At 71.6% G+C, this 23,115-nt stretch carries 25 protein-coding genes and 3 pseudogenes; 18 read left to right on the top strand and 10 right to left on the bottom strand.

What is annotated here, in order from left to right:
* Positions 1 to 253: 253 nt before the first annotated feature.
* The 3 genes from ACWDBB_RS21965 to ACWDBB_RS21955 form a co-directional block, all read right to left on the bottom strand.
* The gene (locus tag ACWDBB_RS21965) at positions 254 to 1,045 is read right to left on the bottom strand and encodes a DUF3050 domain-containing protein (RefSeq protein WP_449791215.1); all 792 of its coding nucleotides are present in this window, start codon (positions 1,043 to 1,045) and stop codon (positions 254 to 256) included.
* A 244-nt stretch (positions 1,046 to 1,289) separates the two neighbouring features.
* Positions 1,290 to 1,646, bottom strand: a complete 357-nt coding sequence (locus ACWDBB_RS21960) for a hypothetical protein (RefSeq protein ID WP_449791214.1) — start codon at positions 1,644 to 1,646, stop codon at positions 1,290 to 1,292.
* Positions 1,643 to 2,185: a DUF6232 family protein gene (locus tag ACWDBB_RS21955; protein ID WP_449791213.1), complete on the bottom strand. Its 543-nt coding sequence runs from the start codon at positions 2,183 to 2,185 to the stop codon at positions 1,643 to 1,645. The genes ACWDBB_RS21960 and ACWDBB_RS21955 overlap by 4 nt, the downstream gene beginning before the upstream one ends.
* Positions 2,186 to 2,399: 214 nt before the next feature.
* Here ACWDBB_RS21955 and ACWDBB_RS21950 point away from each other — a divergent pair, with 214 nt between their 5' ends.
* The gene (locus tag ACWDBB_RS21950; protein ID WP_449791212.1) at positions 2,400 to 3,461 is read left to right on the top strand and encodes an ATP-binding protein; all 1,062 of its coding nucleotides are present in this window, start codon (positions 2,400 to 2,402) and stop codon (positions 3,459 to 3,461) included.
* A complete protein-coding gene (locus tag ACWDBB_RS21945; RefSeq protein ID WP_449791211.1) occupies positions 3,392 to 4,129 on the top strand; it encodes a hypothetical protein in 738 nt (245 codons plus the stop codon). The genes ACWDBB_RS21950 and ACWDBB_RS21945 overlap by 70 nt, the downstream gene beginning before the upstream one ends.
* Positions 4,130 to 4,195: 66 nt before the next feature.
* Here ACWDBB_RS21945 and ACWDBB_RS21940 read toward each other — a convergent pair whose 3' ends face one another.
* Together ACWDBB_RS21940 and ACWDBB_RS21935 are read right to left on the bottom strand one after the other, a co-directional pair.
* A complete protein-coding gene (locus ACWDBB_RS21940) occupies positions 4,196 to 5,647 on the bottom strand; it encodes an alpha/beta hydrolase (RefSeq protein WP_449791278.1) in 1,452 nt (483 codons plus the stop codon).
* 483 nt (positions 5,648 to 6,130) lie between these two features.
* A pseudogene (locus ACWDBB_RS21935) lies at positions 6,131 to 6,271 on the bottom strand (ATP-binding protein); the annotation flags it as partial.
* A gap of 716 nt (positions 6,272 to 6,987) precedes the next feature.
* Here ACWDBB_RS21935 and ACWDBB_RS21930 point away from each other — a divergent pair.
* Positions 6,988 to 7,266 carry a helix-turn-helix domain-containing protein gene (locus ACWDBB_RS21930; protein ID WP_449791277.1) on the top strand — a complete coding sequence of 93 codons (279 nt, stop codon included), beginning with the start codon at positions 6,988 to 6,990 and terminating at the stop codon, positions 7,264 to 7,266.
* Between the two features lie 663 nt (positions 7,267 to 7,929).
* On the opposite strand, the gene ACWDBB_RS21925 is transcribed toward ACWDBB_RS21930, so the two are convergent.
* On the bottom strand, positions 7,930 to 8,547 hold the full coding sequence (locus ACWDBB_RS21925) for a TetR/AcrR family transcriptional regulator C-terminal domain-containing protein (RefSeq protein WP_449791210.1): 618 nt from the start codon (positions 8,545 to 8,547) through the stop codon (positions 7,930 to 7,932).
* A 65-nt stretch (positions 8,548 to 8,612) separates the two neighbouring features.
* Between ACWDBB_RS21925 and ACWDBB_RS21920 the strand changes: the two genes are divergently transcribed.
* Complete coding sequence (locus tag ACWDBB_RS21920) at positions 8,613 to 9,875, top strand: beta-ketoacyl-[acyl-carrier-protein] synthase family protein (RefSeq protein ID WP_449791209.1); 1,263 nt, start codon at positions 8,613 to 8,615, stop codon at positions 9,873 to 9,875.
* A 38-nt stretch (positions 9,876 to 9,913) separates the two neighbouring features.
* A pseudogene (locus tag ACWDBB_RS21915) lies at positions 9,914 to 10,195 on the top strand (IS630 family transposase); the annotation flags it as partial.
* Between the two features lie 93 nt (positions 10,196 to 10,288).
* Here ACWDBB_RS21915 and ACWDBB_RS21910 read toward each other — a convergent pair.
* Positions 10,289 to 10,936 carry a response regulator transcription factor gene (locus tag ACWDBB_RS21910; RefSeq protein WP_449791208.1) on the bottom strand — a complete coding sequence of 216 codons (648 nt, stop codon included), beginning with the start codon at positions 10,934 to 10,936 and terminating at the stop codon, positions 10,289 to 10,291.
* Complete coding sequence (locus ACWDBB_RS21905) at positions 10,921 to 12,180, bottom strand: sensor histidine kinase (RefSeq protein WP_449791207.1); 1,260 nt, start codon at positions 12,178 to 12,180, stop codon at positions 10,921 to 10,923. Before ACWDBB_RS21905 ends, ACWDBB_RS21910 begins: the two co-directional genes overlap by 16 nt.
* Positions 12,181 to 12,330: 150 nt before the next feature.
* Between ACWDBB_RS21905 and ACWDBB_RS21900 the strand changes: the two genes are divergently transcribed.
* A complete protein-coding gene (locus ACWDBB_RS21900; RefSeq protein WP_449791206.1) occupies positions 12,331 to 12,771 on the top strand; it encodes a hypothetical protein in 441 nt (146 codons plus the stop codon).
* Here ACWDBB_RS21900 and ACWDBB_RS21895 read toward each other — a convergent pair.
* Positions 12,707 to 12,940, bottom strand: coding sequence for a hypothetical protein (locus ACWDBB_RS21895; RefSeq protein ID WP_449791276.1), 234 nt, complete (start codon positions 12,938 to 12,940; stop codon positions 12,707 to 12,709). The two genes, ACWDBB_RS21900 and ACWDBB_RS21895, sit on opposite strands and share 65 nt — an antisense overlap.
* A 200-nt stretch (positions 12,941 to 13,140) precedes the next feature.
* Here ACWDBB_RS21895 and ACWDBB_RS21890 point away from each other — a divergent pair, with 200 nt between their 5' ends.
* The 12 genes and pseudogenes from ACWDBB_RS21890 to ACWDBB_RS21835 all read left to right on the top strand — a co-directional run bounded on the left by ACWDBB_RS21890 (position 13,141) and on the right by ACWDBB_RS21835 (position 21,971).
* Positions 13,141 to 13,689 (top strand): TetR/AcrR family transcriptional regulator, encoded by a 549-nt coding sequence (locus ACWDBB_RS21890; RefSeq protein ID WP_449791205.1) that lies wholly within the window; start codon positions 13,141 to 13,143, stop codon positions 13,687 to 13,689.
* A 28-nt stretch (positions 13,690 to 13,717) separates the two neighbouring features.
* Positions 13,718 to 14,071 (top strand): hypothetical protein, encoded by a 354-nt coding sequence (locus ACWDBB_RS21885; RefSeq protein WP_449791204.1) that lies wholly within the window; start codon positions 13,718 to 13,720, stop codon positions 14,069 to 14,071.
* A 78-nt stretch (positions 14,072 to 14,149) separates the two neighbouring features.
* Complete coding sequence (locus ACWDBB_RS21880; RefSeq protein ID WP_449791203.1) at positions 14,150 to 15,121, top strand: alpha/beta hydrolase; 972 nt, start codon at positions 14,150 to 14,152, stop codon at positions 15,119 to 15,121.
* A 490-nt stretch (positions 15,122 to 15,611) separates the two neighbouring features.
* A complete protein-coding gene (locus tag ACWDBB_RS21875) occupies positions 15,612 to 16,016 on the top strand; it encodes a RidA family protein (protein ID WP_449791202.1) in 405 nt (134 codons plus the stop codon).
* 74 nt (positions 16,017 to 16,090) lie between these two features.
* Positions 16,091 to 16,408, top strand: a pseudogene (locus ACWDBB_RS21870) (helix-turn-helix domain-containing protein); the annotation flags it as partial.
* A 328-nt stretch (positions 16,409 to 16,736) separates the two neighbouring features.
* Entirely contained in the window at positions 16,737 to 17,369 is a 633-nt protein-coding gene (locus ACWDBB_RS21865) for a TetR/AcrR family transcriptional regulator (protein ID WP_449791201.1), read from the top strand.
* Positions 17,359 to 17,976, top strand: coding sequence for a hypothetical protein (locus ACWDBB_RS21860; protein WP_449791200.1), 618 nt, complete (start codon positions 17,359 to 17,361; stop codon positions 17,974 to 17,976). Before ACWDBB_RS21865 ends, ACWDBB_RS21860 begins: the two co-directional genes overlap by 11 nt.
* Positions 17,969 to 18,571, top strand: a complete 603-nt coding sequence (locus ACWDBB_RS21855) for a GNAT family N-acetyltransferase (RefSeq protein ID WP_449791199.1) — start codon at positions 17,969 to 17,971, stop codon at positions 18,569 to 18,571. Before ACWDBB_RS21860 ends, ACWDBB_RS21855 begins: the two co-directional genes overlap by 8 nt.
* A gap of 386 nt (positions 18,572 to 18,957) precedes the next feature.
* Positions 18,958 to 19,083: a hypothetical protein gene (locus ACWDBB_RS21850; protein ID WP_449791198.1), complete on the top strand. Its 126-nt coding sequence runs from the start codon at positions 18,958 to 18,960 to the stop codon at positions 19,081 to 19,083.
* Between the two features lie 210 nt (positions 19,084 to 19,293).
* A complete protein-coding gene (locus ACWDBB_RS21845) occupies positions 19,294 to 19,476 on the top strand; it encodes a hypothetical protein (protein WP_449791197.1) in 183 nt (60 codons plus the stop codon).
* Between the two features lie 123 nt (positions 19,477 to 19,599).
* Complete coding sequence (locus ACWDBB_RS21840; RefSeq protein WP_449791196.1) at positions 19,600 to 20,808, top strand: hypothetical protein; 1,209 nt, start codon at positions 19,600 to 19,602, stop codon at positions 20,806 to 20,808.
* Positions 20,809 to 21,167: 359 nt separating this feature from the next.
* On the top strand, positions 21,168 to 21,971 hold the full coding sequence (locus tag ACWDBB_RS21835; protein ID WP_449791195.1) for a hypothetical protein: 804 nt from the start codon (positions 21,168 to 21,170) through the stop codon (positions 21,969 to 21,971).
* Positions 21,972 to 22,032: 61 nt separating this feature from the next.
* Here the strand turns inward: ACWDBB_RS21835 and ACWDBB_RS21830 are convergent, their stop codons facing one another.
* A complete protein-coding gene (locus tag ACWDBB_RS21830; protein WP_449791194.1) occupies positions 22,033 to 22,626 on the bottom strand; it encodes a transglutaminase domain-containing protein in 594 nt (197 codons plus the stop codon).
* Positions 22,627 to 23,115: the final 489 nt, after the last annotated feature.

Raw genomic sequence — 23,115 nt, 5'->3', positions numbered from 1 at the left:
TCGGCCGGTGGTGAACGGGTGACCTGGCCGCCGGGCTCGGAGGCCCCGAAAGCCAGAGCGGCTCACCCCGCGGCCGTCCCGGTGTCGGCGGCCGCGCTCGAGCCGGGGCCGGGGACCGATCACCCCGGCCCCGTCGGCGGGCCCGCGCCGGTCGAGCCATGGGCGAAACCCGGCCCGCCCCGCAGCGGGCCACCGCGGCGCCGCCGGGCAGCTGACGATGAAAGCCGCCCGGCGGGAACGAGCCGCCCCTGCGTCAGTCGCCGCAGTCCGCGAGGATCCCGTCCCACAGCGCGACCCGGGCCGACAGCGCGCGGCGGACGGTGTCAGCGCACTCGGTCCAGCGTTCCCGGTCGTCACCGCACAGGTCGATCAGCATCTGCATGGCCATCGGCGTGTGCTGCTCGCCGTCCACCTCGATGTGCCGCGCCAGATAGTCCTTGAACACGGTCAGCCGGTTGTTCGCATCCTCGATCCGGATCACCTGCTCGAACATCTCCGGGATCAGGTCCTCACGGCCGAACGCGAAGGCCGCGGCCTGGCAGTGCACCGGCGCGTTCTCGATGATGTCCCAGGTGACCGCCATGAACTCGGCAGCCGCAGAAGGGATCTCGGCCGCCTTCGCCGCCTCGGCGACACCGGTCCCGGTGCCGAGCAGCCGCAGGAAACCGTCCACCGGGCCGGTGTCGGCCCCGGCCCGGGCCATGCCGTCGAGGTAGAGCTCGAAGTGGCTGATGTAGCCGTCGCCGAGCTCGTCGCTCTCCTCGACCAGCACGATCTCGTTGATCAGCCGGCGACTCGCGGTCGGTCCGCTCGGCAGCCACGGGAGCTCCACGCAGGTCAGCTGCCGCTGCAGGCACTTGAGCAGCGACATGAAGTCCCAGACCGCGAACACATGGCGCTCCTGGAACGTCCGAACCCGCTCCAGGGAGTTCAGCTCCCGGTAGACCGGGTGGCGGAGGACCTCCTGGCGCACGGGCTCGATCGCCTCGCGCAGCGCCGTCAGGCCCGGGTGCGAGCGATCCCAGTGGTAACGGTCGGAACTCATGGCGGCTCCAGGGAAACGGGCCAGCAACTGCTGACTACCTGTCAGGCAAGGGACGCGTGTGTTCGATTGCGCGGTCAGGCTATGGGACGGCGCGCCAAATTCCGATACCTCGAACCCCGGGTTTTAGCGGAGTCGCGTCAAGTCGCTGGTGGTGGCCAGGAGTCCGGGTTCGTGCTTCGGCGAGGAGCACGCGTACCGCGGCTCTCGCTCGGTTCACCCAGGTGGCACCGGCTCGACTCGCCGCCTACTGGCCGCCGAGCAGTCCCAGGACTCGCTGCACCGCCTCGACGACAGGCGTACCGACGGCCCCGACGGTGGCGGCGATCCCCGCCACCGCCATCAGTGCCCGGTGCCGTTCGCGCGGCACCGCTCGCGGGCCGACGGTGATGGCCGGCAGCGCCTCGTCGATCGACTCCGCGGCCATCGGTGCCACGCCCGCCCGGAGTTCGCGCAGCATGGCGACCAGTTCCTCGACCGCCCGCGTCAGTTCCGTGGTGGTCCGGTCGCCGTCCGCGGCCGGCGCGTGGTGGTGCACGATGCCCTTGTTGCCGCTGCCGCCGTACATGTTCACCACGTCGCCGTGGAAGTGGTCGCCGCTCATTCCGTCACCTTCCCCGTGTTGCCGCTGCCGCCGTACATGTTCACGTTGTCGCCGATGTGGTAGTTCCCGGTGTTGACGGTCACCGACCGGATCCTCAGGGTGGCCTCGGCCTCCGGGTTCTCCAGCGCGTGCGAGAGGATCCGGACCGCCTCCGCGAGCCGGGCCCGGTCGGCGGTCCCGATCAGGGCCGTCGCGTTACCCGCCGTGTCCACCGCCAGCACCGGTAGCGCGGGCGAGGTGAGGACGACGAGCATCTCCACGAACCCGTACCCCGCCCAGAGCAGGGCCGCCGTCAGGGCCGCTCCCTTGAACATCTCCACGCCCTTCCCGATGTCTGACGGGAGTCCGGCGCCGATCACGGCCAGCAGGGCCAGCGTCAGTGCCTGCACCACCTGCCGCGCGAACCGCCGCAGTGCCTCCTTGCGCTTCGGCAACAGCACGAAGGCGTAGACCCGCACGATGTTGTGCAGCGGGTAGGCGGCCCCGCCGACCCATAGCAGACGCTTGCTGACCCGCAGGTCGACCGAGGCTGTCAGCACCGCTGACGGTCCGGTCGCGAGGGGCATACCGCCCCGGTCCCCGATCGTCGGCGGCCGAGGCGGCTGCGGCGGCACCTGGCGGGCCGGTTCCCGCCAGGGACGGTCCGGCTGATCGTTCCTGTCCACGCTTCCCCCTCACGTGTCCGGCCCCGGTCGGGGCCCGGTTCCTTCGTCGAGTCCCCCCAAGGATGGCCAATCGGAACCTCCCTGACGAGTGGTCACATATGGCGGACAGTCCGCCGCCGCGTCCGTTCGATGGCCGGCCCCGCCTCCCGCGGGGTTCCCGGCCGGGCGGGCGGCACTACCCCTTCGGCTCACCGCCCTGGTCGGCCGCGACGAGGCGCTGGCAGCAGTTGAGGAAAGCCTGCACCGCTTCCGCCTGGTGACGCTGACCGGGCCAGGCGGGGTCGGAAAGACCCGGCTGGCCATTGCGGCCGCGAGCGCCGCCCCGCCCGCCACGGACGTACGGTTCGCCGAACTCGCGGGCGTCAACGGGCCGGACGCGGTGACGCAGGCCGTGCTGACCGCTGTCTGCCGCCCGGCGGAGGCCGGCGTGCTGGCCGGCGGCCTGCCCGCCGCCGATCAGGCCGGGGAACCCGTCGACCGGATCATCCGGGCCCTGGAGGGCCGTGAGGTCCTGCTCGTCCTGGACAACTGCGAGCACCTGATCGAGGACGCGGCCCGGTTGACCCTTCGCCTGCTGGCCGCCGCGCCCCGGCTCACCGTGCTGGCCACCAGCCGCGAACCGCTCGGAATCACCGGCGAGGCGATCTGGCCGGTACCACCGCTCGCCGTGCCCGAACCCGGCTCCACCGCCCAGGAAGCGCTCGCGCACCCGGCCGTCGCCCTCTTCACGCAACGGGCAGCCGCAGCCTGCCCCGGCTTCACCCTGGACCACGACACCGTCGAGCCGGTCGTCCGGATCTGCCGCGAGCTGGACGGCCTGCCGCTGGCCCTCGAACTGGCGGCGGCCCGGCTGCGGGCCCTGAGCCCCGGGCAGGTCGCGGCGCGACTGCACGACCGGCTCCGGCTGCTGGACCGCGGCTCACGCACCGCTCCCGACCGGCACCGCACGCTGCGCGGGCCGCCGCCCATCTGGTGCTCGGCCGAATCGAGCTGGGCGCGGGCCGGATCGCGCACGCCGAGCACTGCCTGCGGACCTCGGTCGACGGCTTCCGCGCCGTGGGCGACCGCTGGGGGACGGCCATGGCGCTGGTCACGCTGGCCGCGCTGCTGGCCGTCACCGGCGCCGCCGACGAGGCCCTCGCGGCGCTGACGGAGGCCGGTGAACGGGACACCGAGATGGGCGGCTCCGGCGAGGCGCCGCTGTCCCTGCTGCTGTCGGGCCGACTGCGGGCGCGCTGCGGAGAGCCGACCGCGGCCCGGGCCGACCTGGAGCGCGCGCTGGCCGCGGCAGAACGGGCCCAGGACCCGCACCTGCAGGTCGCCGCCCGCTATGCGCTCGGCGAACTCGCCCGGCGCGAAGGGGACTTGGCGGCGGCGCTGCACGGCCAGCAGGAGACGCTGCGGCGCCTGGAGCAGCTGCCCGCGACCGGCCTCGCCGCCCCCGGACGCCTGCACCTGCTCGCCCTGCTGCACACCAGCCTGGCCCGCACCCGGCAGCGGCTCGGCGCGCCGCACGCGGCCGGCCCGCTGCACCGCCGGGCCCTGGAGCTGGCCGCGGACAGCGGCGACCAGCCAGTGCGGGCGGACGTGCTGGAAGGGTTCGCCGAGTACTGCCTCGCGCTCGGCGAGGCGGCACGCGGGGCGGCGGCACTGGGCGCGGCGTACGGCCTGCGCGGGACCCACGACGCGGGCGATCCGGAGCTCCGGGCCGTCCTGAACGGCTGCGCCGAGGCCCTCGGGGAGGTCGGCTTCCGGGCCGCCTGGGAACGCGGCCGGGCGCTGTCGCGACCGGAGTCGCTGGCCCTGGAGACGGGCTGACCGACCCCCCGGGGGGGGGTGCGTCGGCCGCGCCCCCGGGGGTGGGTGGCGCGGCCGGGCTTGCGATCAGCCGCTGAACGGCGGCTTGGTGGGGGCGCAGACCGTATCGGGGGCGGGCAGCATGCCGTCGATCAGGTAACGGGTCTCGTGCTCGGCGGCGCAGTCGCTGGGATTGGCCAGCACGGTGTGGCCGTAGCCGTCGACGGTCAGCAGCCGCGCGCGGGCGAGCGAGCGGGCCATCGCGCGGGACCCCTCGTACGGCATGGCCGGGTCCCCGGTGTTGGCGACCACCAGGACCGGCCGGGCGGTCGGGCGGTTCCACGGGCCGTCGTACCGGTCGCGGTCCCGGGCGGGCCAGTCGGCGCAGCGCTCGTCGGCCCAGACGAAGTACGGGCCGGCCTCGCCGGAGCGGGCCCGGGCGTCCGCGGCCAGGGCGGGGTAGTCGGCCCCGGCGGGCGGGGTGGCGCTGTCCGAGCAGACCACCGCCAGCGGCTGGTCCGGTGACTGGCGGGGGACGGGCGGCAGCGGGGTGCCCGGCGCGGAGGGGGTCTCGGTGGCGGTCCACAACGTCTGGAGCCTGTTGCCGAGCCGGCTCCAGCCGATGGGCAGCTTCGCGACGGGGTTGGTGGCGTACAGGGAGATGATCGTCTCCTCCACGGCCGAGCCGGCGGTGACGGTCGCCCCGTCGACCACGACCGGCCGGGTGCGCAGCCGCTGGAGCAGCTCCCCGTACCTGGCCCGGGTCGCGGCAGCCGTCCCGGCGGAGAAGGCGCAGGTCCGGGGGCCGGCCTGGCCGCACTGGTCGAGGAAGGCGTCCAGGACGCGGGCGGCGGCCACGTCGTTGCCGTTGCGCAGCAGGCCGCCTGCGGTGGTGGCCTGGTCTCCGTGGCCGGTCGACCAGGCCACCGGGTCCGGGGCGCTGTCGAGGACCATGGCGCGCACCCGGCCGGGGAACAGGTTGGCGTAGGTGGCGCCGAGGTAGCTGCCGTACGAGGTGCCCAGGTAGCTGAGCTGCCGGTCGCCGACCGCGCGGCGGAGCAGGTCCATGTCCCGGGCCACGTTCGCGGTGGAGATGTGCGGCAGCAAGGCGGGGTTGCGGGCCGCGCACTGCCGGGCGAGGCGCTGGTAGGCGTCGGCCCAGGCGTTCTGCTGGTCCGTGCCCTCGGGATAGCCGGCGGCCGTGCCCGCCAGCAGGGCCTGCTCGTCCGCCGGGCCGTCGAAGCACTGGACCGGAGCACTGCCACCAGTGCCGCGCGGATCGAAGCTGACGATGTCGAACCGCCGGCGCACCTCCTCGGGGAACCGGCCGAGCATCATGGGCAACGCCACCGTGCCGGCCACGGCCGGGCCGCCGGGGTTGTAGAACAGCGAGCCGATCCGGTGGGCCCGGTCCTGCGGCGGGTGCCGGATGACCGCAAGGTCGATCCCGGCGCCGCGCGGGTCGTGGTGATCCAGCGGGACGCGGGCGGTCGCACACTCGAAGCCGTCCGCGCACGCCGCCCACGCGATTCGCGGCACCGGGACAGGGTCCGGCGCGGCCACCGCGGTCGCCGGGCACACCGCGGCCAGCACCGTGGCCGCGGCGGCACCGGCGACGAGCCGCCAGGAGACTGCCTTCCGCCGGTCCGCGGTGCGGGAGGCCCTGGGCCGGCGCGGTCCTGCGGCCGGGCCGGTGGGAGGGGAGGTGCGAGTCACGCGGGTGCCCTTTCGTCGACGGTCCGGGCAGTCGTGGGCGCTCGTCGGTTGCGGCGCACCGCCCGGCACCTGCGACAGTTCCGCACCACGCCGGCAGACCGCCGGCAGACCGCTGGCAGACCGCTGGCAGCGGCTCAGACGCCGTCCGGCAGGGAGGTGGAAGGCGCACCGCCGATACGGGGCGTGCTCCACGCGAAGCTCTACCCGGCGAAGGAGCGCCGGGTGTGACCCGGCCGTCTCGGTCGCCGTCGCTGCTCGCCGTCTCGGTCGTTGACCAGGGTGGCTTCGTTCCTCCGGTTGCCTCGCGAACGACTCGTTGGAGGCGATGGCGACGCTGCTCTTCTCCTCCCGCTCGGTGAGGACCTGAAACGGCAACTCGGCGCCGTGGCGGTCGAGTTCCATGTAGCCGGGCTCGTCGATGCAGAGCACGTCGACGCGACCGTGGCGGGAGAATACCTCACTCGTGGTCGCCCCAAAATCTATGTGCGCCGGAGTAGACAATGCTCGCGGGTGGGTCTAGCGTTTCTCTCGTAGACAGCAGTCGGCGATACCGGCCAGACACGAACTGGCCGGGGTTGTTGGACAGAGGTTCGCAGTTCGGTCCGGCAGCGGAGTTCCGAAGCCAGGCAAGCGCAGGACGGCGACGGGACTGGCTGCCGGACCGGGCGGCCCGCAGGTATCGGGGGCCGCCACCAGCAGTACCGGTAGTACGCAGTTCAGTGAGTTGAGTACCGGCAGTCGCAAGACAGGCAGGACCTCGGCAAAGGCGCCCAGACTGCGGGCGCGCGTGCCGAGTGAGTGCAGTACCAGCAGTACGAAAAGTGACAGTTCAGTACAGAGGATGAATGGAGGGCGCAAGCGCCATCAGGATCGCCCGGCCCGTGAACACTCGCCCGGGCGGACACCGCAGACCCCAACCCAAGGACGGTGGTTTCCGGTCACGCATACGCGATCCCCGCACACCGCTTTTTTGGGGCAGTGCGGAAGTAACAGGACCGGCCCAGGCCGGTAGATGGTGTTGTTCCCCTTCGGGGCCCTGGAGCCGACACGGCCCCGGGGCCCCTCGACGCGTTCTCCTCGAGAACCAGAGAGGTGCAGTGACTACAACGGCCAGCCCCGACACACCCGACAAGCTCGACGACGACGACTACCCCGCCTACACCATGGGCCGCGCCGCCGAGATGACCGGCACCACCCCCGGCTTCCTTCGAGCCCTCGGCGAGCACCGCCTCATCACCCCCCTGCGCTCCGACGGCGGACACCGCCGCTACTCCCGCTACCAACTGCGCATCGCCATGCGCGCCCGCGACCTCGTCAACCAGGGCACCCCCATCGAAGCCGCCTGCCGCATCGTCATCCTCGAAGACCAACTCGAGGAAGCCCTGCGGATCAACGAACAACTCCGCAGCTCCCAGCGCGCTCAGGAGCCGGCGGACAACTGACCTGCAATCCGCCCTGCAGCCGCAGGCGAAGCCGGGGCGGCCCGCGCTCGGGCCGCCCCTTCGCCGTTCCCGCCCGCCGCCTACGGCTCCGTCCACCCGCACGCCCCCACCCCGGGAGCCGAGCAGGTGCCGGATCGGTGCGGCCGGTCCGCGCTGGAACAGGTCCTCGCTCCGGGCGGCGCCGGCCGGGACGGCGGCCAGCATCTCGGCGACGGCCGGGTTCTCCTCGGCGGCCAACCGCAGGTCCGCCACCGCCGCGCGCACCCCGGCCGCCGCGCCGACCAGGACCACCAGCGGCCGCAGGAAGGACCGCCGGCGCCGCTCCCACGCGTGCCCCGCCCCGGTCCTCACCCGCCTGCTCCCAGACCCGGGCGCAGGCCGGACGTGATGGGCGGAGACGTCAACGAAGCGCTGCAGCAGGTGCGCGACACGGTCGCACGGGCCCCCGGCTCGGCGGTCAGGCCCTTCCGGCAGTGGGTGGCGGAGAACGCCATAGCCTTCCGCCAGTTTTCGCGAACTCGCGGGGCTCAAGGCCCTGTTCTCCCGAAGCTGCGGCGAAGTGACAAGTAGCTCTGCGTAGCGGATCCGGGCAAACACGCCGACCGCGACAAAGCCACCGTCGCGCGGGAACCGCGCACGTTGTCGCCGGCCTGTTCGACTGGGCTAACCGGGATCGGGTTCGTCGTGGATGGTCAGTGCTCCGGCGAGGTCGAGTTCGGCGACGGTGCCATGGGCCCCGGCGCGGACGAGCAGCACTGCGCCGAGCGCGGTGCTCCAGAACGTCCTGGCTTCCACGTTGAGCGGTCGACGGGTCCTCCAGCCGCGACTGTCGATGAGCTGGCTCACGAAACGCTCGGATTGCCGGAACAGCAACTGGAGGTGCTGGTCGACCACGGAGGCGAGTTCGGGCTTGGAGATCCCGGCGGCGAGCGCTCGCGTGACTGACGGGAGCGAGGGCATGGCCAGTACGGCGCGGGCGATGTTGCGCCGAAATGTCGCCGCATCGGGGGCTTGGCGACCGATGCGTTCGATCCGTCGGGCGTCGTGCAGCAAGCCGAGAAAGGCGGCGTGCACGAGGAGGGAGTCCTTGGAGCCGAAGTGGTAGGTGACCTGATTGGGGAAGACGCCTGCCGCGTTCGCGATCTCCGCGACGCTCACTTCAGCGCCGGGCCGTTCCTTGCAGAGCCGTGCAGTTGCCTCGATCAGCCGACGCCTCGTCGCGCGACCGCGGTCACGCGACCGGGCCGACGTCGATCGGTCTTCGGTTCGCTTCTTCTCCACAGCGAAATTGTATGTGATACAACAGGGGCGTTCGCTTGTATCGCATACAAGAAAGGTTGAGGGGCATGCACCGGACTGAAGTCGTCGTGACCGGACTCGGCGCGATCACACCACTCGGGGCAGACGTGGCGTCCACCTGGGAGGCCCTGCTTGCCGGCGAATCGGGCATCCGCGGGTGCGTCCTGCCCGGCCACGAGGACGTCCGTCTTCCCGACACCGTCGCGGGGACGATGGCGATCGACCCCGCCGAGTTGCTGCTGCCGGTAAAGGCCAGGCGGCTCGACCGCTCGCAGCAGGCGGCCCTCATCGCGGCGGCCGAAGCCTGGGCCGACGCCGGCGCCCCAGAGGTGGACCCGGACCGGCTCGCCTCGGCGATCGGCACGGGCATCGGCGGGATAGGGACGCTGCTGAAGGAGGACGACGTACTGGAAGCGGCCGGGACCCGGCGCGTCTCGCCACGCACGGTCCCGATGCTCATGCCCAATGCGGCAGCAGCGCTGATCGGCATCGAATACGGCGCACGGGCCGGGGTCTACACGCCGGTCTCGGCGTGCTCTTCCGGTGCCGAGGCGATCGCTCTGGGGGCCAGGCTCATCCGTGCCGGCGAGGCGGACGTGGTCATCGCGGGCGGGACCGAGGCCGCGACCACCCCGATCACCGTCGCCGGCTTCGCCCAGGCACAAGCACTGTCGAGGCACACCGCCGAACACGCCTCCGCGTCACGGCCGTTCGCCGCGGACCGCAGCGGATTCGTCCTCAGCGAGGGCGCCGCCGTCATGGTGCTCGAAAGCGCCGAGCATGCCAGGGCCCGAGGCGCGCGCGTCCACGCGGTGCTCGCGGGCGCCGGCATCGCCGCCGACGCCCACCACATCACGGCGCCCGCTCCCGACGGCTCCGGTCAGATCTCCGCCATGCGCAAGGCCCTCGCGCAAGCCGGTCTGGCTCCCGAGCGGATCAGCCACATCAACGCCCACGCCACCGGAACTCCGGTCGGCGACGTCGCCGAGGCACGCGCGATCAGGGAGGTCTTCGGCCACGCCACCGTGACAGCCCCCAAGGCCGCGCTCGGTCATCTCTTCGGCGCAGCCGGCGCGATCGAAGCACTCATCGCCGTCCTCAGTGTGGAGCACGGTGTCATCCCACCGACCCGCAACCTCACCGAGGCCGGCGTCGATCCCGACATCGATCTCGATGTCGTCGCAGAGCGACGAGACGTCCCCCAGGAGGCCGTGCTCAGCAACTCCTTCGGCTTCGGTGGGCAGAACGTTTCGCTCATCGTCACCGGCACGCGGCACCACGCGTCCCGTACGGCCTCGACGACACCATGACCGACGCGAACGCGCCGTTGAACCGGCGACACGGCGAAACAGCGACCGTCAGCGGCCGCCGCTCGGGACGCCTGTCCGTGGCGGGACCGATCGCCATGCGGCCGGGCTCGCGCACCAGGCTGGGCCACCGCCTGCGCACCCACCCCGCGGGCGGGGGTCAGCGCCGCAGAACGGGCGAGCGCGACTTCATCGCCCTGGTCGACGGTGGCCACCACCTCGTCAAGGCGCCGATCGTGCTGGTCCGGGACCGTCTGATCACCCACGTCTCCCACACCATGCGCGAGTTGATCGACCAGCGCGCCTGGCTGAGGGCGTTCCTGACCCGCGGCCGGGCCGGCATCATGCGGGTCTGACGGAGCACGAGGCCGACGAGTACGGGGGGGTACCGGTGAGCTGCCAGCGGCTGGATCAAGCTAGGGCTTGTTCAGGTAGGTGAGGACGGCGCGGACGCGGCGGTTGGTGTCGTCATCGTCGGAGATGCCCAGCTTGCCGAACAAGGAGGTGGTGTACTTGCTGATGGCGCTCTCGCTGAGAAAGAGCCGGCGGCCGATGGCCTGGTTGGACAGCCCCTCGGCCATCAGGGCCAGCACGGAGTACTCGCGTTCGGTGAGCCGCTTGAGTCCCCGGTTCGGGGAACTGTTGGTCAGCAGTTTCGCGATGACAGCCGGGTCCATGGCGGTCCCGCCGCCCGCGACGCGTTCCAGGGCGCCGATGAACTGGTCGGCCTCGAACACGCTCTCCTTGAGGAGGTAGCCGACGCCGCCGGAGCCGTCGGCCAGGAGCTCGCGGGCGTACAACTGCTCGACGTGCTGGGAGAGGATGAGGACCGGCAGACCGGGCATCTCGCTGCGGGCGGCGAGGGCCGCCCGCAGGCCCTCGTCCGACTGGTCCGGTGGCATGCGGACGTCGATGACGGACACATCCGGGCGCCACGTCCGCAGCGCGTCGAGCGTTTCGGGTCCGGTGGTCGCTGTCGCCACCACCTGGTGCCCGTACGCCTCGATCAGGCGGACCATCCCGTCGCGCAGGAGGTAGAGGTCTTCGGCTACAACGATTCGCATGGCAGCGCCATCCTGACACAGGTCGGGCCGCCCGGTGGGCTGGTGATCTCCAGGGTGCCGTCGAAGACCGCGAGGCGGCGGCGCAGACCGGCGAGCCCGCCGCCGGGTCGCTCGTCGGCCCCGCCCCGGCCGTCGTCCTCAACCTCGACGACGAGGTCGTCCTCGTCCCTGGCGAGGCAGACGCGCGCCCGCGACGCGTGGGAATGCCGGACCGCGTTGGTCAGCAGCTCGGCGACGCCGAAGTAGACGGCCGACTCGATCGGCGCATCCAGGGTCAGCCGGGCGTCAGCGCTGACGGCCACGTCGAGCGGGATGTCCAGAGCGAGGGCGCGCACTGCGTCGACGAGCCCGCGCTCGTTCAGCACGGGTGGACTGATCCCACGGATCAGCTCGCGGAGCTCGGCCAGCGAGGCGGTGGCGCCGACCCGCGCGTCCCGCATCAGTGCCTTGGCCCGTTCCGGGTCGGTCTCCATCAGCTTCTCCGCGGTCGCCAGGGAGAGCCCGAGTGCAACCAGGCGGGCCTGCGCCCCGTCGTGCAGGTCCCTTTCGATCCGGCGGATCTCGGCAGCCTGCGCGATCGTCGAGTCCGCGCGCTGGGCGGTCAACTCGTCCACCCGGTCCGCCAGCACCATCGCGGGCGACGGACGCAGGAAGCGGACGGCCACCGGCTCGACGAGCCGCCAGGCGTACGGGGCGGAGGCGACAGCCCCGACCAGGCCGAGCGCCCCGACGAGGCGCGTGGCGAGCCCCGGCCGGCCGAGCCCGAGGACCGCCGCGGCCACCCCGGCCGGCGGTAGGGCGGCGACCACGCCAGCGGTGAGCGGCACGATCCCCGTGAACCGCAGGTCGCGCCAGGTGGCGGGGTCTTTCCACCGGAGCCGCCACTTCTGATCCAGGAGGGCGTCCCGGCGGGTGCGCTCGTAGGAGAAGCCGTTCCACCAGTACCCGGTGGACATCCGCGTCACCACTCCGGCCTGCCGGTATCCGGCGGGGATGACGGTGGCGCTCCACCTCGCGACGAGGAAGCGGACCATCCGGCAGACCGGGCGGGACAACGCGAGCGTCCCCGCACACACCAGCACGAGCGGCGCTACCCACGACCACGGGTTTCCCGCCCCCCACCAGATCCCCAGCGCCACGGCGGCGGCCCACACGGCCGGGACCAGCATGCCGACGACCGCGACGACGCATCCCCGCACGAAACCCACGCCGACGCGCGCCACCCACGAACCCAGCTGCCTCATGACCCATCCTTCGCTTGCCGTTCGGTGCTCCCACTGTGCACCGCGCGGAGCCCGCTACTTCCCTGTTCAGGCAGGGAGTGGGGCTACCCCCACCCGCCTGTGTGTCCAGACGGATACCGCGTCAGCCAAGCACTTCATAGCGTCGTGAGCATGGAAACCAGCGCGCACTCCACGGCCGAGGCAGCACTCCTCAACACCCCCCGCACCCAAGGGGCCTTCGGCACAGCGAAGAGCAGCATCAAGGTTTACGGCGCACTGAGCGCCGCCGCCCTCTTCGCGGTCATCGCGGTATCGGTCAGCGGACACACGGTGAACACGTTCATGTGGGTCCGGGCAGTCCTGCTGCCCGTAGTCGCCGTGCTGGTCCACCGGATGACCGGATCCGCTTCCCGGGGATCTCGACGGGCCTTCGAGCGCGTGAGGGCTCTCACCGTCATCATGCCGATCGCGATCATCGGCGTCGACCTGATCCCCGGTGTCTGTCCGCCGTGGTACGCCGTGATGCAGGTCGTCTGCATGCTGCCCGTCATCCGAGTCGCGTTCCTGACCCGTGGCTCCGCACTGCGCGCCGCCTTCCCCCGGGGGCGCTGATCGGGCGTCGGGCGCCGCTCCGTGCAGCCTCACCCAGGGACCCGCGGGCCACTCGGGCCGCATCCTTCCAGGGCCTGTAGCACGGCGCGCCGGTCCGGGTTCGCCACCGTATCCCGTCGATCAGCTGCCGACGGGCCCGGGTCCGCGACCGGCCCGGCTTCCTGCCCACCGGCAGCAACGTCTCCAGCCGCTCCCACCGGCCGTTCGTCGGATCACGACGCCCCACGGACCGTGGTCATCCACGACCTTCGGACCGTGCTGCTGTGCGGCCTGTGCGCGCCGCTGCTGGACCGGCCCGCCTGCGACGCCCGGACAGAAAAGGAACGATCGTTCTTGACTAACTGTTCCTAAATTGAATACGGTCCTCCCATGGGACGACCGAGAGGATTCGATGAGGCCGACGTGGTCCGGTCGGCGGCGAAGCTGTTCGCCGTCCGGACCTATGACGGCACATCCGTGGACGACCTGGTCTCACACCTCGGTGTGCACCGGAACAGCCTGTACAAGACGTTCGGGAGCAAACGCGGGCTCTACCTGACCGCGCTGAAGTGGATGGTGGACCATCAAGTCGCCGGGCTGGCCGCACGGATCGCCGAAACGGCCGGCCGCGCGGAGGGGACGCAGCAGGTCCTCGCTGACGCGGTCACCGGAACGGACCTCGACCTGCTCCTGCTGGCGGCAGTCGAACGGGCACCGGTGGACGCCGAGGTGGCACGACTGGTCGGCGAGGCGTTCGCCGCCCTGGACCGCGCGGTCGCCACAGCGGCCCCCGCGGGCGGGGACGACGACGCCCTCACCCTCCCCCCGGCGGCCACCGCCCTGCTCATCGGGCTGCGCACCCGGTCCAGGTCCGGGACGGCCGACGGGGACGACATCCGCGCCGGCGCCGCTCTCGCGCAGCACCTCGGCCGCTCCTGAGACACCCACCCACTGCAAAGGACACACCATGGCACATGTCAGCGTCGACGGCGGCAACCTGATCGTGGAGATCGAGGGACTGGACAAACTCTGGGCGCTCAAGAGCCGCCTGACCATTCCGCTGGCACACGTGCGCGGCGCCACCGAGGACCCCGGGATCGCCAAGGAGCCCAAGGGGACGCGGGCGCCCGGCACCCACGTTCCGGGCGTCGTGACCGCCGGCACCTTCCACGTCGACGGCGAACGGATCTTCTGGGACGTCCGCGACCCGGCGAAGGCGGTGGTCATCCAACTGGCCGACGAGCGGTACGCCCGCCTCGTGATCCAGGTCAGCGACCCGCGGGCGACGGTGGCGCTCGTCGAGCACGCCCTGACGAGCTGACTGGCGCCCGCGCGCGGTTTCACGCCGATGCCCGCGGTGACGGGCATCGGCGGCCACGAGGAAACAACGGAGGGGACCATGACAGCTGAGGCAGTACGCATCAGCAGCAACGACTGTTCACTGGCCGGGACGTTCACCGAGGCAGCCGACTCCGTCGCCGCCGCGCTGTTGATCCCGGGATCCGGCAAGGTGAACCGCGATTCGGACGTACGGCTGCCCGGTGGGCCGATGCTCAGGACCGGGGTCACCCGTGCCGTTGCGGACACCCTGGCCGAGGCCCGGGTGTCGACACTGCGCTACGACAAACGCGGCGTCGGAGGCAGCGGCGGGGACTTCCTGCGAAGCGGGATGGGCGACGGGCTCGCCGATGCCCAGGCGGCGCTCGCCTGGCTCGCCGACCGGGCCGCCGGACTGCCCCTCCTGGTCATCGGACACAGCGAGGGCGCCTGGTACGCGGCACGGCTCGCCGCCGACGACCAAGTGGCCGGAGCGGTCCTGCTCTCCGCCGCCGCACGCCCCGGTGCCGACGTCCTCGCCTGGCAGGCGGAGCAGCTGGCCACCAGGCTGCCACTGCCGGTCACACTCCTCCTGCGGGTGATGCGCACGGACGTCCACCGCCTCCAGCGTAGGAACCTTGAGAGGATCACCGCCTCCGACGGCGCCGAGCTGCGCCTCCAGGGACAACGGGTGAACGCACTGTGGACGCGTGACTTCATCGCCCACGATCCCGTGCCGGACCTCGCCCGGATCACGGTTCCGCTCCTCGCGGTCACGGGCGGCGCCGATCTGCAGGTCCCACCGGGGGACGTGGACGCCATCGGCCGCCTGGTACCCGGTCCCTTCGAAGGGCACGTCCTGGCCGACCTCAGCCACCTCTTCCGCCCGGACCCGCGATCCTTGGGCCCCAAGGGCTACCGGCGCGCGGTCCGGCAGCCGGTGAGCGCCCACGTCCTGGACCTGATCGGCGGATGGGTCGAACGCCACTGGGGCACCGCACCCGGTGGAGGCACCCCTGACGGATCGCCCTCCGCGATGGCGGGAGACCGGTGAGCGGTGCCGGCCCGATCGCGAAGCATCGGCCGGCCGGTCCGGTTCCGCACGGCCCCGCGCTGTCCCGTTGCGGTTCAGCCCAGGGCGCAGGCGAGCCGCGCCGCGTCGCGAGGTCCTCCCGGGCACGGTGGTCGGCTCCAGGCAGACAGGCGGCGACGGCCTGCTCCTGACGGTTCTTCCGCTCGCGCTGGTGGGTGTCCCGTTCCCACGCGCCGGGCGATGACGAGGGGGCGGTGAACGCCCACTCGGCCCGGCCTGGGCTCGACGGTGACCTCCGACACGGACACCGAGCCGCCGGTCCGGACGCAGGTGTGCGCCGACAAGGCGATCCTCGACGAGGGCTTGGCTGCGTTCACCGCCCGTCTGTGCGTGCAGAGAATAATTCGACTTCGCGGCCGGGCAATTGAAATTTCAGAGAACCTGTAACTTCTGCCCGTAAGGCTCCCGTCTGCAACTGGCAGCACCGGGTGCTGTATCGAAGGAGTGATTCGTGAGTTCTCAGGTGAAGGCATACGGGTTCGGTATGCCGTGGGAATCGCTGTACGGTTACAGTCAGGCCATTCAGGTAGGTGAAACCGTCTATGTGTCAGGTCAGTTGTCCCATGACCGGAATGGAGACTTCGTAGGTGCTGGCGACTTCGAACTGCAGGTTCGAACCACGCTGGAGAACCTTGACCTGGTCCTGAGGAAGTTCGGAGCTGAACGGAGCCAGATCGTGGAAACCACGGTACTGGTGAGGAATCTGCGGGAGAACTTCGAAGCGGCAGCACGCCTTCATGCCGGGTACTTCGGGGAGCACCGGCCGACCAGCACGGTCATGGGCATATCGGACTTGGCGTTGCCCGACCAGCTCGTGGAAATCGGTGCCCTTGTGCGTCTTGATGTGAAGCCCTAAAGGTTGTCCCGTAACTGCCGCCTTGCTTCCGCCTTGGTCACGGCAGGGGTGGGGTGATCTCGGCGAGTGATCCGATGTGGATCGAGCCGTTCTCGGGGTCGCACGAGTCGCAGTTCCGCAAGCTGGTCGCACTGGTCCGCCGTCACGGCGGTGACATCCAGCGCGGCCGGCCGTGGCGGCTCTGCCTGGAGGACCGGGTGCTGCTGGTTGCCACGTACTGGCGGACCCATCTGACGTTGCGGCAGGTCGCGCCGTTGTTCGGCATCTCGAAGTCAGCCGCGGACCGAGGGCTGGAGCACCTTGCACCGCTGCTGGCGATCTCGCCCGCGCGGCGGCCGCGGCAGGACATCGTGCTGATCGGTCCCGTACCGGCCGGCGACCCCACCATGGCCGCTGGCGCGACGCCGTCATCGTCCCGCGCGAAGTCACCGGCCCACCGATCCCAGTGCTGGCGTGGTGTGGGCGGTGGAGGCATCGCGCGAAGGGCGGTGGCGAGGGGAGGTGGGGTGTGGCGGGTTCGGACCCGTGGCTCAGGTCTCCGGCGACGGCCGAGCTGCTGACCCTCATAGACGGCTGCCTCACCGAGACCGGCCTGACCATCAGGCTGGCCTGAGTAACCCCGCGATTTCACGAGTTCAACCTCAGTGACCGCGGCTCGCCCTCCACAATAACCGGTGGGGTGTACTAGCAGTACACCCCACTAGTGCGTATCATGCGTTCATGCCCCTTCCTCGTTTCGACCGCCTGCCCGCAGAACGCCGGGAGCACATCCTGGGAGTCGCGCGTCGGCACTTCGCCGAGCACGGCGCCGAAGGCGCCTCCTACAACAAGATCATCGAGGCGGCAGAAGTCTCCAAGACCGCCGCCTACCACTACTTCGACGGCCGGGAGGACCTGCTCACCGCGGTCCTCGACGGAGTCCTCGACCGACTGCTGGACGCCCTCGGACCCTGGGACCCGGCCCGCGACGAGGAGGACTTCGGCGCCCGGTTCACCGCTGGATCCGCCGCCCTCGCCGCCCATCTGAGGGACCACCCCGAGGACCTGGCCCTCGCCGACGCTGCCATCGGGCGCAGCGACGGAAGCCTGTGGCTCGACTGGTTCGGCGCCCTGGTCACGGACGGCCGTCGGCTCGGGATGATCCGTACCGATGTGGACCACGCACTGATGGTGTCGGCGACCGCCGCCGTCGTCCGGGCCGCGGACGCCTGGGCCGTGGCCCTGATGACGAGCGGATCCCTCGAAGGCCTCCCGGAGGGTGCCCCCCCGGACCAGCTGTGGACCCTCCTGCGCGGCCTGTGGGGTGCAGCGGTGACCGCGGCCCCCGGACAGGAGCCGAACGATGCGCACTGACCTGAGGATCTCCTGGGAGATACCGGCCACCCCATCCGGCCTCGCCGGCCGCCTGGAACGGTTCATGGGCCCGGGCAAGTCCCGCTCCGAGTCCGCGGTGGAGACCATCGGCCTCCTCGGCTGTGCCCTGCTGCTGGCCGCCGGACTGTGGAGCTCGGGAGCCGCACGCGACTGGTCGACAGGGCAACTCGTCGTGGTCGCCCTGGCCGGGCTCGACCTGATCGGCGGGGTCCTGACCAACGCCACCAACGCCGCGAAGCGTTGGTACCACCGGGCCGACCCGGCGGCGCGGCGCGCCCGGCTGCTGTTCGTCTCGGCGCACCTGATCCACCTCGCCGCGATGGGGCTGTACGTCCTCTCCGGCGACCTCGCCTGGACCTCGGCGAATGCCGCGCTGCTCCTCGGCGGGGCGGTGGCGGTGGAGTTCGCGCCCGTCCACCTCAGGCGGCCCGTGGCGATGGCGGTGTTGATGGCAGCCGTCCTGGTCAACCTGTTCTGGCTGCCGGTGCCGGCCGCGCTTGCCTGGTTTGCACCACTGTTCTTCCTCAAGCTGCTCGTCTGCCACCTCGTGCCCGAGGCGCCCCTGGAGCGGGGTCGGGATGTCTGAGGACCTCGCTGCCGCAGCCTCCCGCCGGATCGACACCGACCCCGACCCGGCCGCCTGCGCCGATCTGCTGGCCGCCGCGTTCGCCCGGGAGCCGGCCGTCTCCTGGATCTGCGGCGGCGCGCACTCCGCCCGCGCTCGCTGGTTCCGCGCCACCCTGCGCACCCACGCCGGCCTCGCCGGGGCCCGCCGTACGGCTCTGGTGGACACCGACGGACGGCTCCTGGCGGCAGCCGTCCTGACCCCGCCGGGCGCGACCCCGTCCGCCGGCGCCCGCGCGCTCTGGGCGGCCAGGACCCTGCTGAGCAGTGGGCCGTACGCCCTCGGCCGGACCCTGCGTTATCTGGACGCCACCGAGGGCGGGGCCCCCGCGGGGGCCTGGACCCTGGAGTTCGTCGGAGTCCGCCCGGACCTCACCGGCCGTGGAGCGGGCCGCACCCTCCTGGACCACGTCCTGACGACGACGCCGGGAGCAGTCCACCTGACCACGGCGGACCCGGCGAATGTCCCCCTTTACCGCCACTTCGACTTCACCACGCTCGGCGAGACCCCGCTGGGACCGCTGACCGTCACGTCGATGGTCCGCGTACCGAGCTAGGTGTACTGACCGCGGAGGTTGGTGCCAGGGCTCACGACGTGGTGATCTTGAAGTGAGTGAGGGCCTTCTGGCTCGGTGTGGATTGCGACATCTGCACCTACGGCCAGAAAGGCCCTCATGCCACATGGACGAGGGCGTGGGCGAGGTCGGAGCCGTCGAGCATGGCGAGATCGGCGCCCAGCCCGACCGGCCGCGGCTCGGGGCCCCGTCCGGCATTCCCCGTCCCGTATTCCCCGTCCCGCCTCCCCGGTGGACATGACATACCCCACAGGAAAAATGTACAAGTTTCAACATGTTTCCCGGTAGCGTCGTTCTTGCCCCACCACAGCGGGGCGCCGCCCGGGGCCATCACCCCACGGCTCCGGGCCGATCAAGGAGGAAAGATCATGAAGAGCGATGACCACGGCCACCGGTGCCGCTACGACGGCCACCGGTTCTACCGGTGGGACAACGGCTGGCAGATCATCCAGGTCATCAACGTGTACGGGTTCAACCCGCACGTCTTCCGCTGACCTGCGACGACTCGGGGCGGGGGAGCGCGCCCAGTTCGGTGCCGGCACACCGCGGCTCCCAGTCGCCCTCTCGCGTCGCCGCCCGGCCGGACACCGGCGTCCGGCCGGGCGGCGGCGCCCACGGCCGGGGCGCTCGCATCCGCCGTTCAGGGGGACGCCACCCACACCGGGAGTCATGCCGTGAACGGCTGTGCAGATCAAATGCTCGACATGGAACTCCGGCTCCCCTCGGGAGAACCGGGCACATTGCCGACCCTCCTGTCCTACCGCTCCCACGACCCGCTCGCCGTACGCATCGTCTTCCACACCGACGAGCTGGTACCCGCCGGCCGGGAAGCCGACGGACACGACCTGGACGCCGAACTGTCGCGGCTGCTGCCGGGTACTGCCTGAGGCCCCGGCCCCGGCCCTGGCCGCTTCCCTCCAGCGGCCCGACCGACCCCGGCGGGGCACACCGCCGCAACACGGGGCACACCGCCGCAACAAGTGAGCAGCAGACGGAGTAGGAGGACAGAGATGAGAGCCCCGGCCTTCGTGTCGCGTCCGGCCGCCATCGTCCGGTGGCGGGAGGCACCAAGCCGCGCCCTGCGGCTGCCGCGCGCGCCCTGGTTGTCGCTCCCGGAATGGTCGACCACCGCCCTCACCCGCAGTGTCAAGGGACTCATGGCGGCCCTCCTCGCCTGGCAGACCGCGTCGTGGTGGCTCCCCGGGCAACAGCAGTACCTCGCCGTGGCCACCGCCCTGGCCATGGTCAACGCCCCGACCATCTACCGATCGGTGACGCAGGCGCTGCGCAGCGTAGCCGCCCGGGCCGCGGGGCTGTCACTGGCCGTGGTCGTCGTGTGGCTGCTCGGCCCGGCCGCGGGAAGCATCGCCGCGATCCCGGCCATCGCACTGGTCGCCGGAGGCCGCCGGGGCTCCGACAGCCGCCTGCAGATCGCCTCGACGGCGACGCTCACCCTGGCGGCGGCGACGGCCTTCCCCGTGGGCCACGTCATCACCCTGACCCTGGCCGCCCTCACCGGCGCGGCCGCCGGCATCGCGGTCAACGCCCTCATCCTTCCGCCCGTACACCTCGGCGCCTCCGACGCCTCGGTACGCGAACTCGCCGCGGCCATGGGAGAACTGCTCGGCGACATGGGCCGCGGACTGCGTGAACGGCAGCACACCGACCGCGCCCACCTGTGGCTCGAGCGGGGCAGACACCTCGACGACCTGGTACTCCAGGCGGAGGAGGACCTACGCCAGAGCCAGGAGAGCCTGCGCTGGAACACGCGGTGCATCGTCCACGGACAACAGGAGCCGACGGACCACAGCAAGGCGCTGCGCGCCCTGCACCGGGTCTCCTTCCAGGTCCGGGGCATCGCACGGACACTGGCCGACGCCGTCGACGACCGGCCCACCGGCCACCACCTGAACCGACTCTTCCTCGACCGGTACGCGGCGACCCTGGAAACGGCGGAACGGGCGATGGAGTCGTTCGCCGCCCCCGGGCATGCCGCCGGCCCTGGTCTCGACAGCTTCTGCGGGCCGCTGCGCCGCGCGATCGACGACGCCACGACCTGGCACAGGACGATGACCGAAGAGATCACGCACGGCACGCTGGCCGAACCGGGCGCCTGGCACGTCTACGGATCGCTGATCACCGACATCGAACGCCTGCTCGTCGACCTGGAACGCGCGAACCGACCCGCCCCGACCACGCCCGGGCCCCGCCCCTCGTGAAGCGCCCGGCTCGAATTCGTTCGAGCTCGCCCTGGTCCATCACGACTACTTCACTTCATCGACTTCGTTCCATCACTTGACGCTCGAATTCGCGGCCAATACGGTGGTTCGTGTTGGTTGAAGTTTCAACATTGCTTTTCGGTCGACGTCTGGCAGTTCTGACCCGCCGCCCACGCCGACCGCCCACGCCGGCCGGTGTGGGCGCGGCCCGGGAAGCCGGCCGCACCGCCGCCCTCCGCCAGGTCGGCAACCGGCCCGTCGGCATCCGGCCGCTGAGCGGGGGACGGAGATCGGCGCGCCGTGCCCCTCCCATAGACTCTCCGGCGATCTTGGCAGACCGAGAAGCAGGGGGACGACAATTGACCGGCGGGCGTGAGCGTTGGCTCAGCGACAGGCTGACCGTGAGGTCGTTCCGCAATCCCAAGAACGTGGCGAAGGCGGTCTTCCACCCGGCGTGGGTGCCCGAGTCGGTCGATCCCGCCGTGGATTCCCTCAAACGCGTCCGAGTCATCTGCGGCGTGGTCGCGGCGATCGGTGTCTACAGCTTCGTGGAGGGCGGTTTCTCCTTCGACGGGATGCTGGAGAAGGTGCTGACGGCGAGTCTCGTCCTCCTGCTGATCACGCCGCTGACGGTCGGTGTGATGCTCTACGTGTGGCGGCGTACCGGAACCGTCCGCCAGCTGCGCACCCCGCTGGTGAACTCGCTCAAACTGCTGCTGCTGTTCATCGGTTCGGTCGTGGTGATGGTGCTGACGTGGACGCTGGCGAACGGCGCTTCCCCGCTCCGTATGCTGCTGTGCCTCATGGCGGCGCTCTGGCTCACCTGGTTCGTGGGCGCCGGGGGTCTTTGCGTGTCCGACAACTTCTTCGGCACCGCAGGAGTGCACCGCTGTCTGCCGCCCCTGCTCGCCACCGTGACGACGTGGCTGATGGCTGTCCCGGACCTGCTCTCCGGTGACCTGCACGGCCTCGGCCTCGCTCTGGGCGTCGTCTTCATCCTGGGCGCGCCGGTGACGGTCACGGGGATAGCCCTGCTGGAGATGAACCGCCTTCGGCGCCGGTACGGAATTCGGCTGGGCACGCATCCGGCGATCCTGCCCCTGCACGGACACGTGCCTCCGGACGGCAATCCCGTCGGCAACCCCTACCCGCCGGCTTCGTAGCTCCGTACGGCGCCGGTCAGGGCGGCCCCTCGTGTCCGCTCATGTGTGGCGGTCGCCCGCTTCACCCGAGGCCGGCCGACGCGTCACCCGGAAGTTCGGCCGGCAGGTAGTCGTGGCCGAACCGGCCCGGCACTGCCCGGGCGAGCGCCCGGACCAGCGAGGCGGGCGGTGCGACGAAGACCACGGGGTAGTCGCGCTCGCCCCGCTCCGGCCGGACCGGCCAGGCCAGCCGTTCCCGACTGAGGTCGAACTGCGCGTCCACCCCCTCGCGGTTGCCCCGGGCGTCCAGGCGGGACCAGCGGCCGTCCAGGTGCACGGCGTTGAGGGCGTGCAGCACGAATCCGCCCTCGCCGTCCTCCAGCCGTTGGTAGCACAGGCCGGTCGGCACGCCCTGCGCCCGTAGCAGTGCGGCCAGCAGGAGGGACTTGCCGTGGCAGATCGCATTGCGCGCGGCCAGCACCTCGGAGGCGCGGAACGCCCCGCTGTACGAGCCGGCGTCCGCGGAGTGCGCCACCTGGTCGCGGACGTAGTGGAACGCCGCCTCCGGCGTGGCCAGCCCGGCGGCCGCCCGCCGCAGCTCCGGGTGCGTGTGGTCGATCACTTCGTCCGCCGTGAGGTAGGCGGCGAGGTCGTCGGTCTCCGGTTGCAGAATCATGCCGTCCACGGTGCCGCGCGCGCCGTCCACCGCGCGCGGAATTCCACCCCCTGGACAGGGCTCCGACCCCGCCGCGTCCTGCGACGGCTTCGCACCGTGCCCGGCTGCCGTCGTGCCGGCCGGTGTGGTGGCGGTCTCACTGGCGGCCGCCCGGTGTTGACTCAGCGTGGTGGCGGTGGGCCGGTCGGTGATGTTGCCGGGGCCTGTGGGGTGAGTGCGCTCACACGGGAATGCGGTATACGACGACGGATAGTGGTGTCCGTTTTGCGCCATTTTGAGACTATTTGGCGAGTGGTCGGGGAGTGTTTGCGCAGGCCGCGAGGGGTCGGCGGGGGCCGCCGCGCTCCGGGCGTCCACTCCTCGGATCAACCGCCGTTCACCCATGGCTGCGACGGGGGGTCGTAGCGAGGGGGTCTTGTCGGTGACCGGCCCCGCCTGGCAACAATTGCTGCATCAAGCCACACCGGCACCTGTCCCGCCGGTGAACGG

The organism is Kitasatospora sp. NPDC001095, from assembly GCF_053598615.1.
The sequence above is the reverse complement of the archived record's forward strand: the minus strand, read 5'-3'. Positions and strand labels throughout refer to the sequence as shown.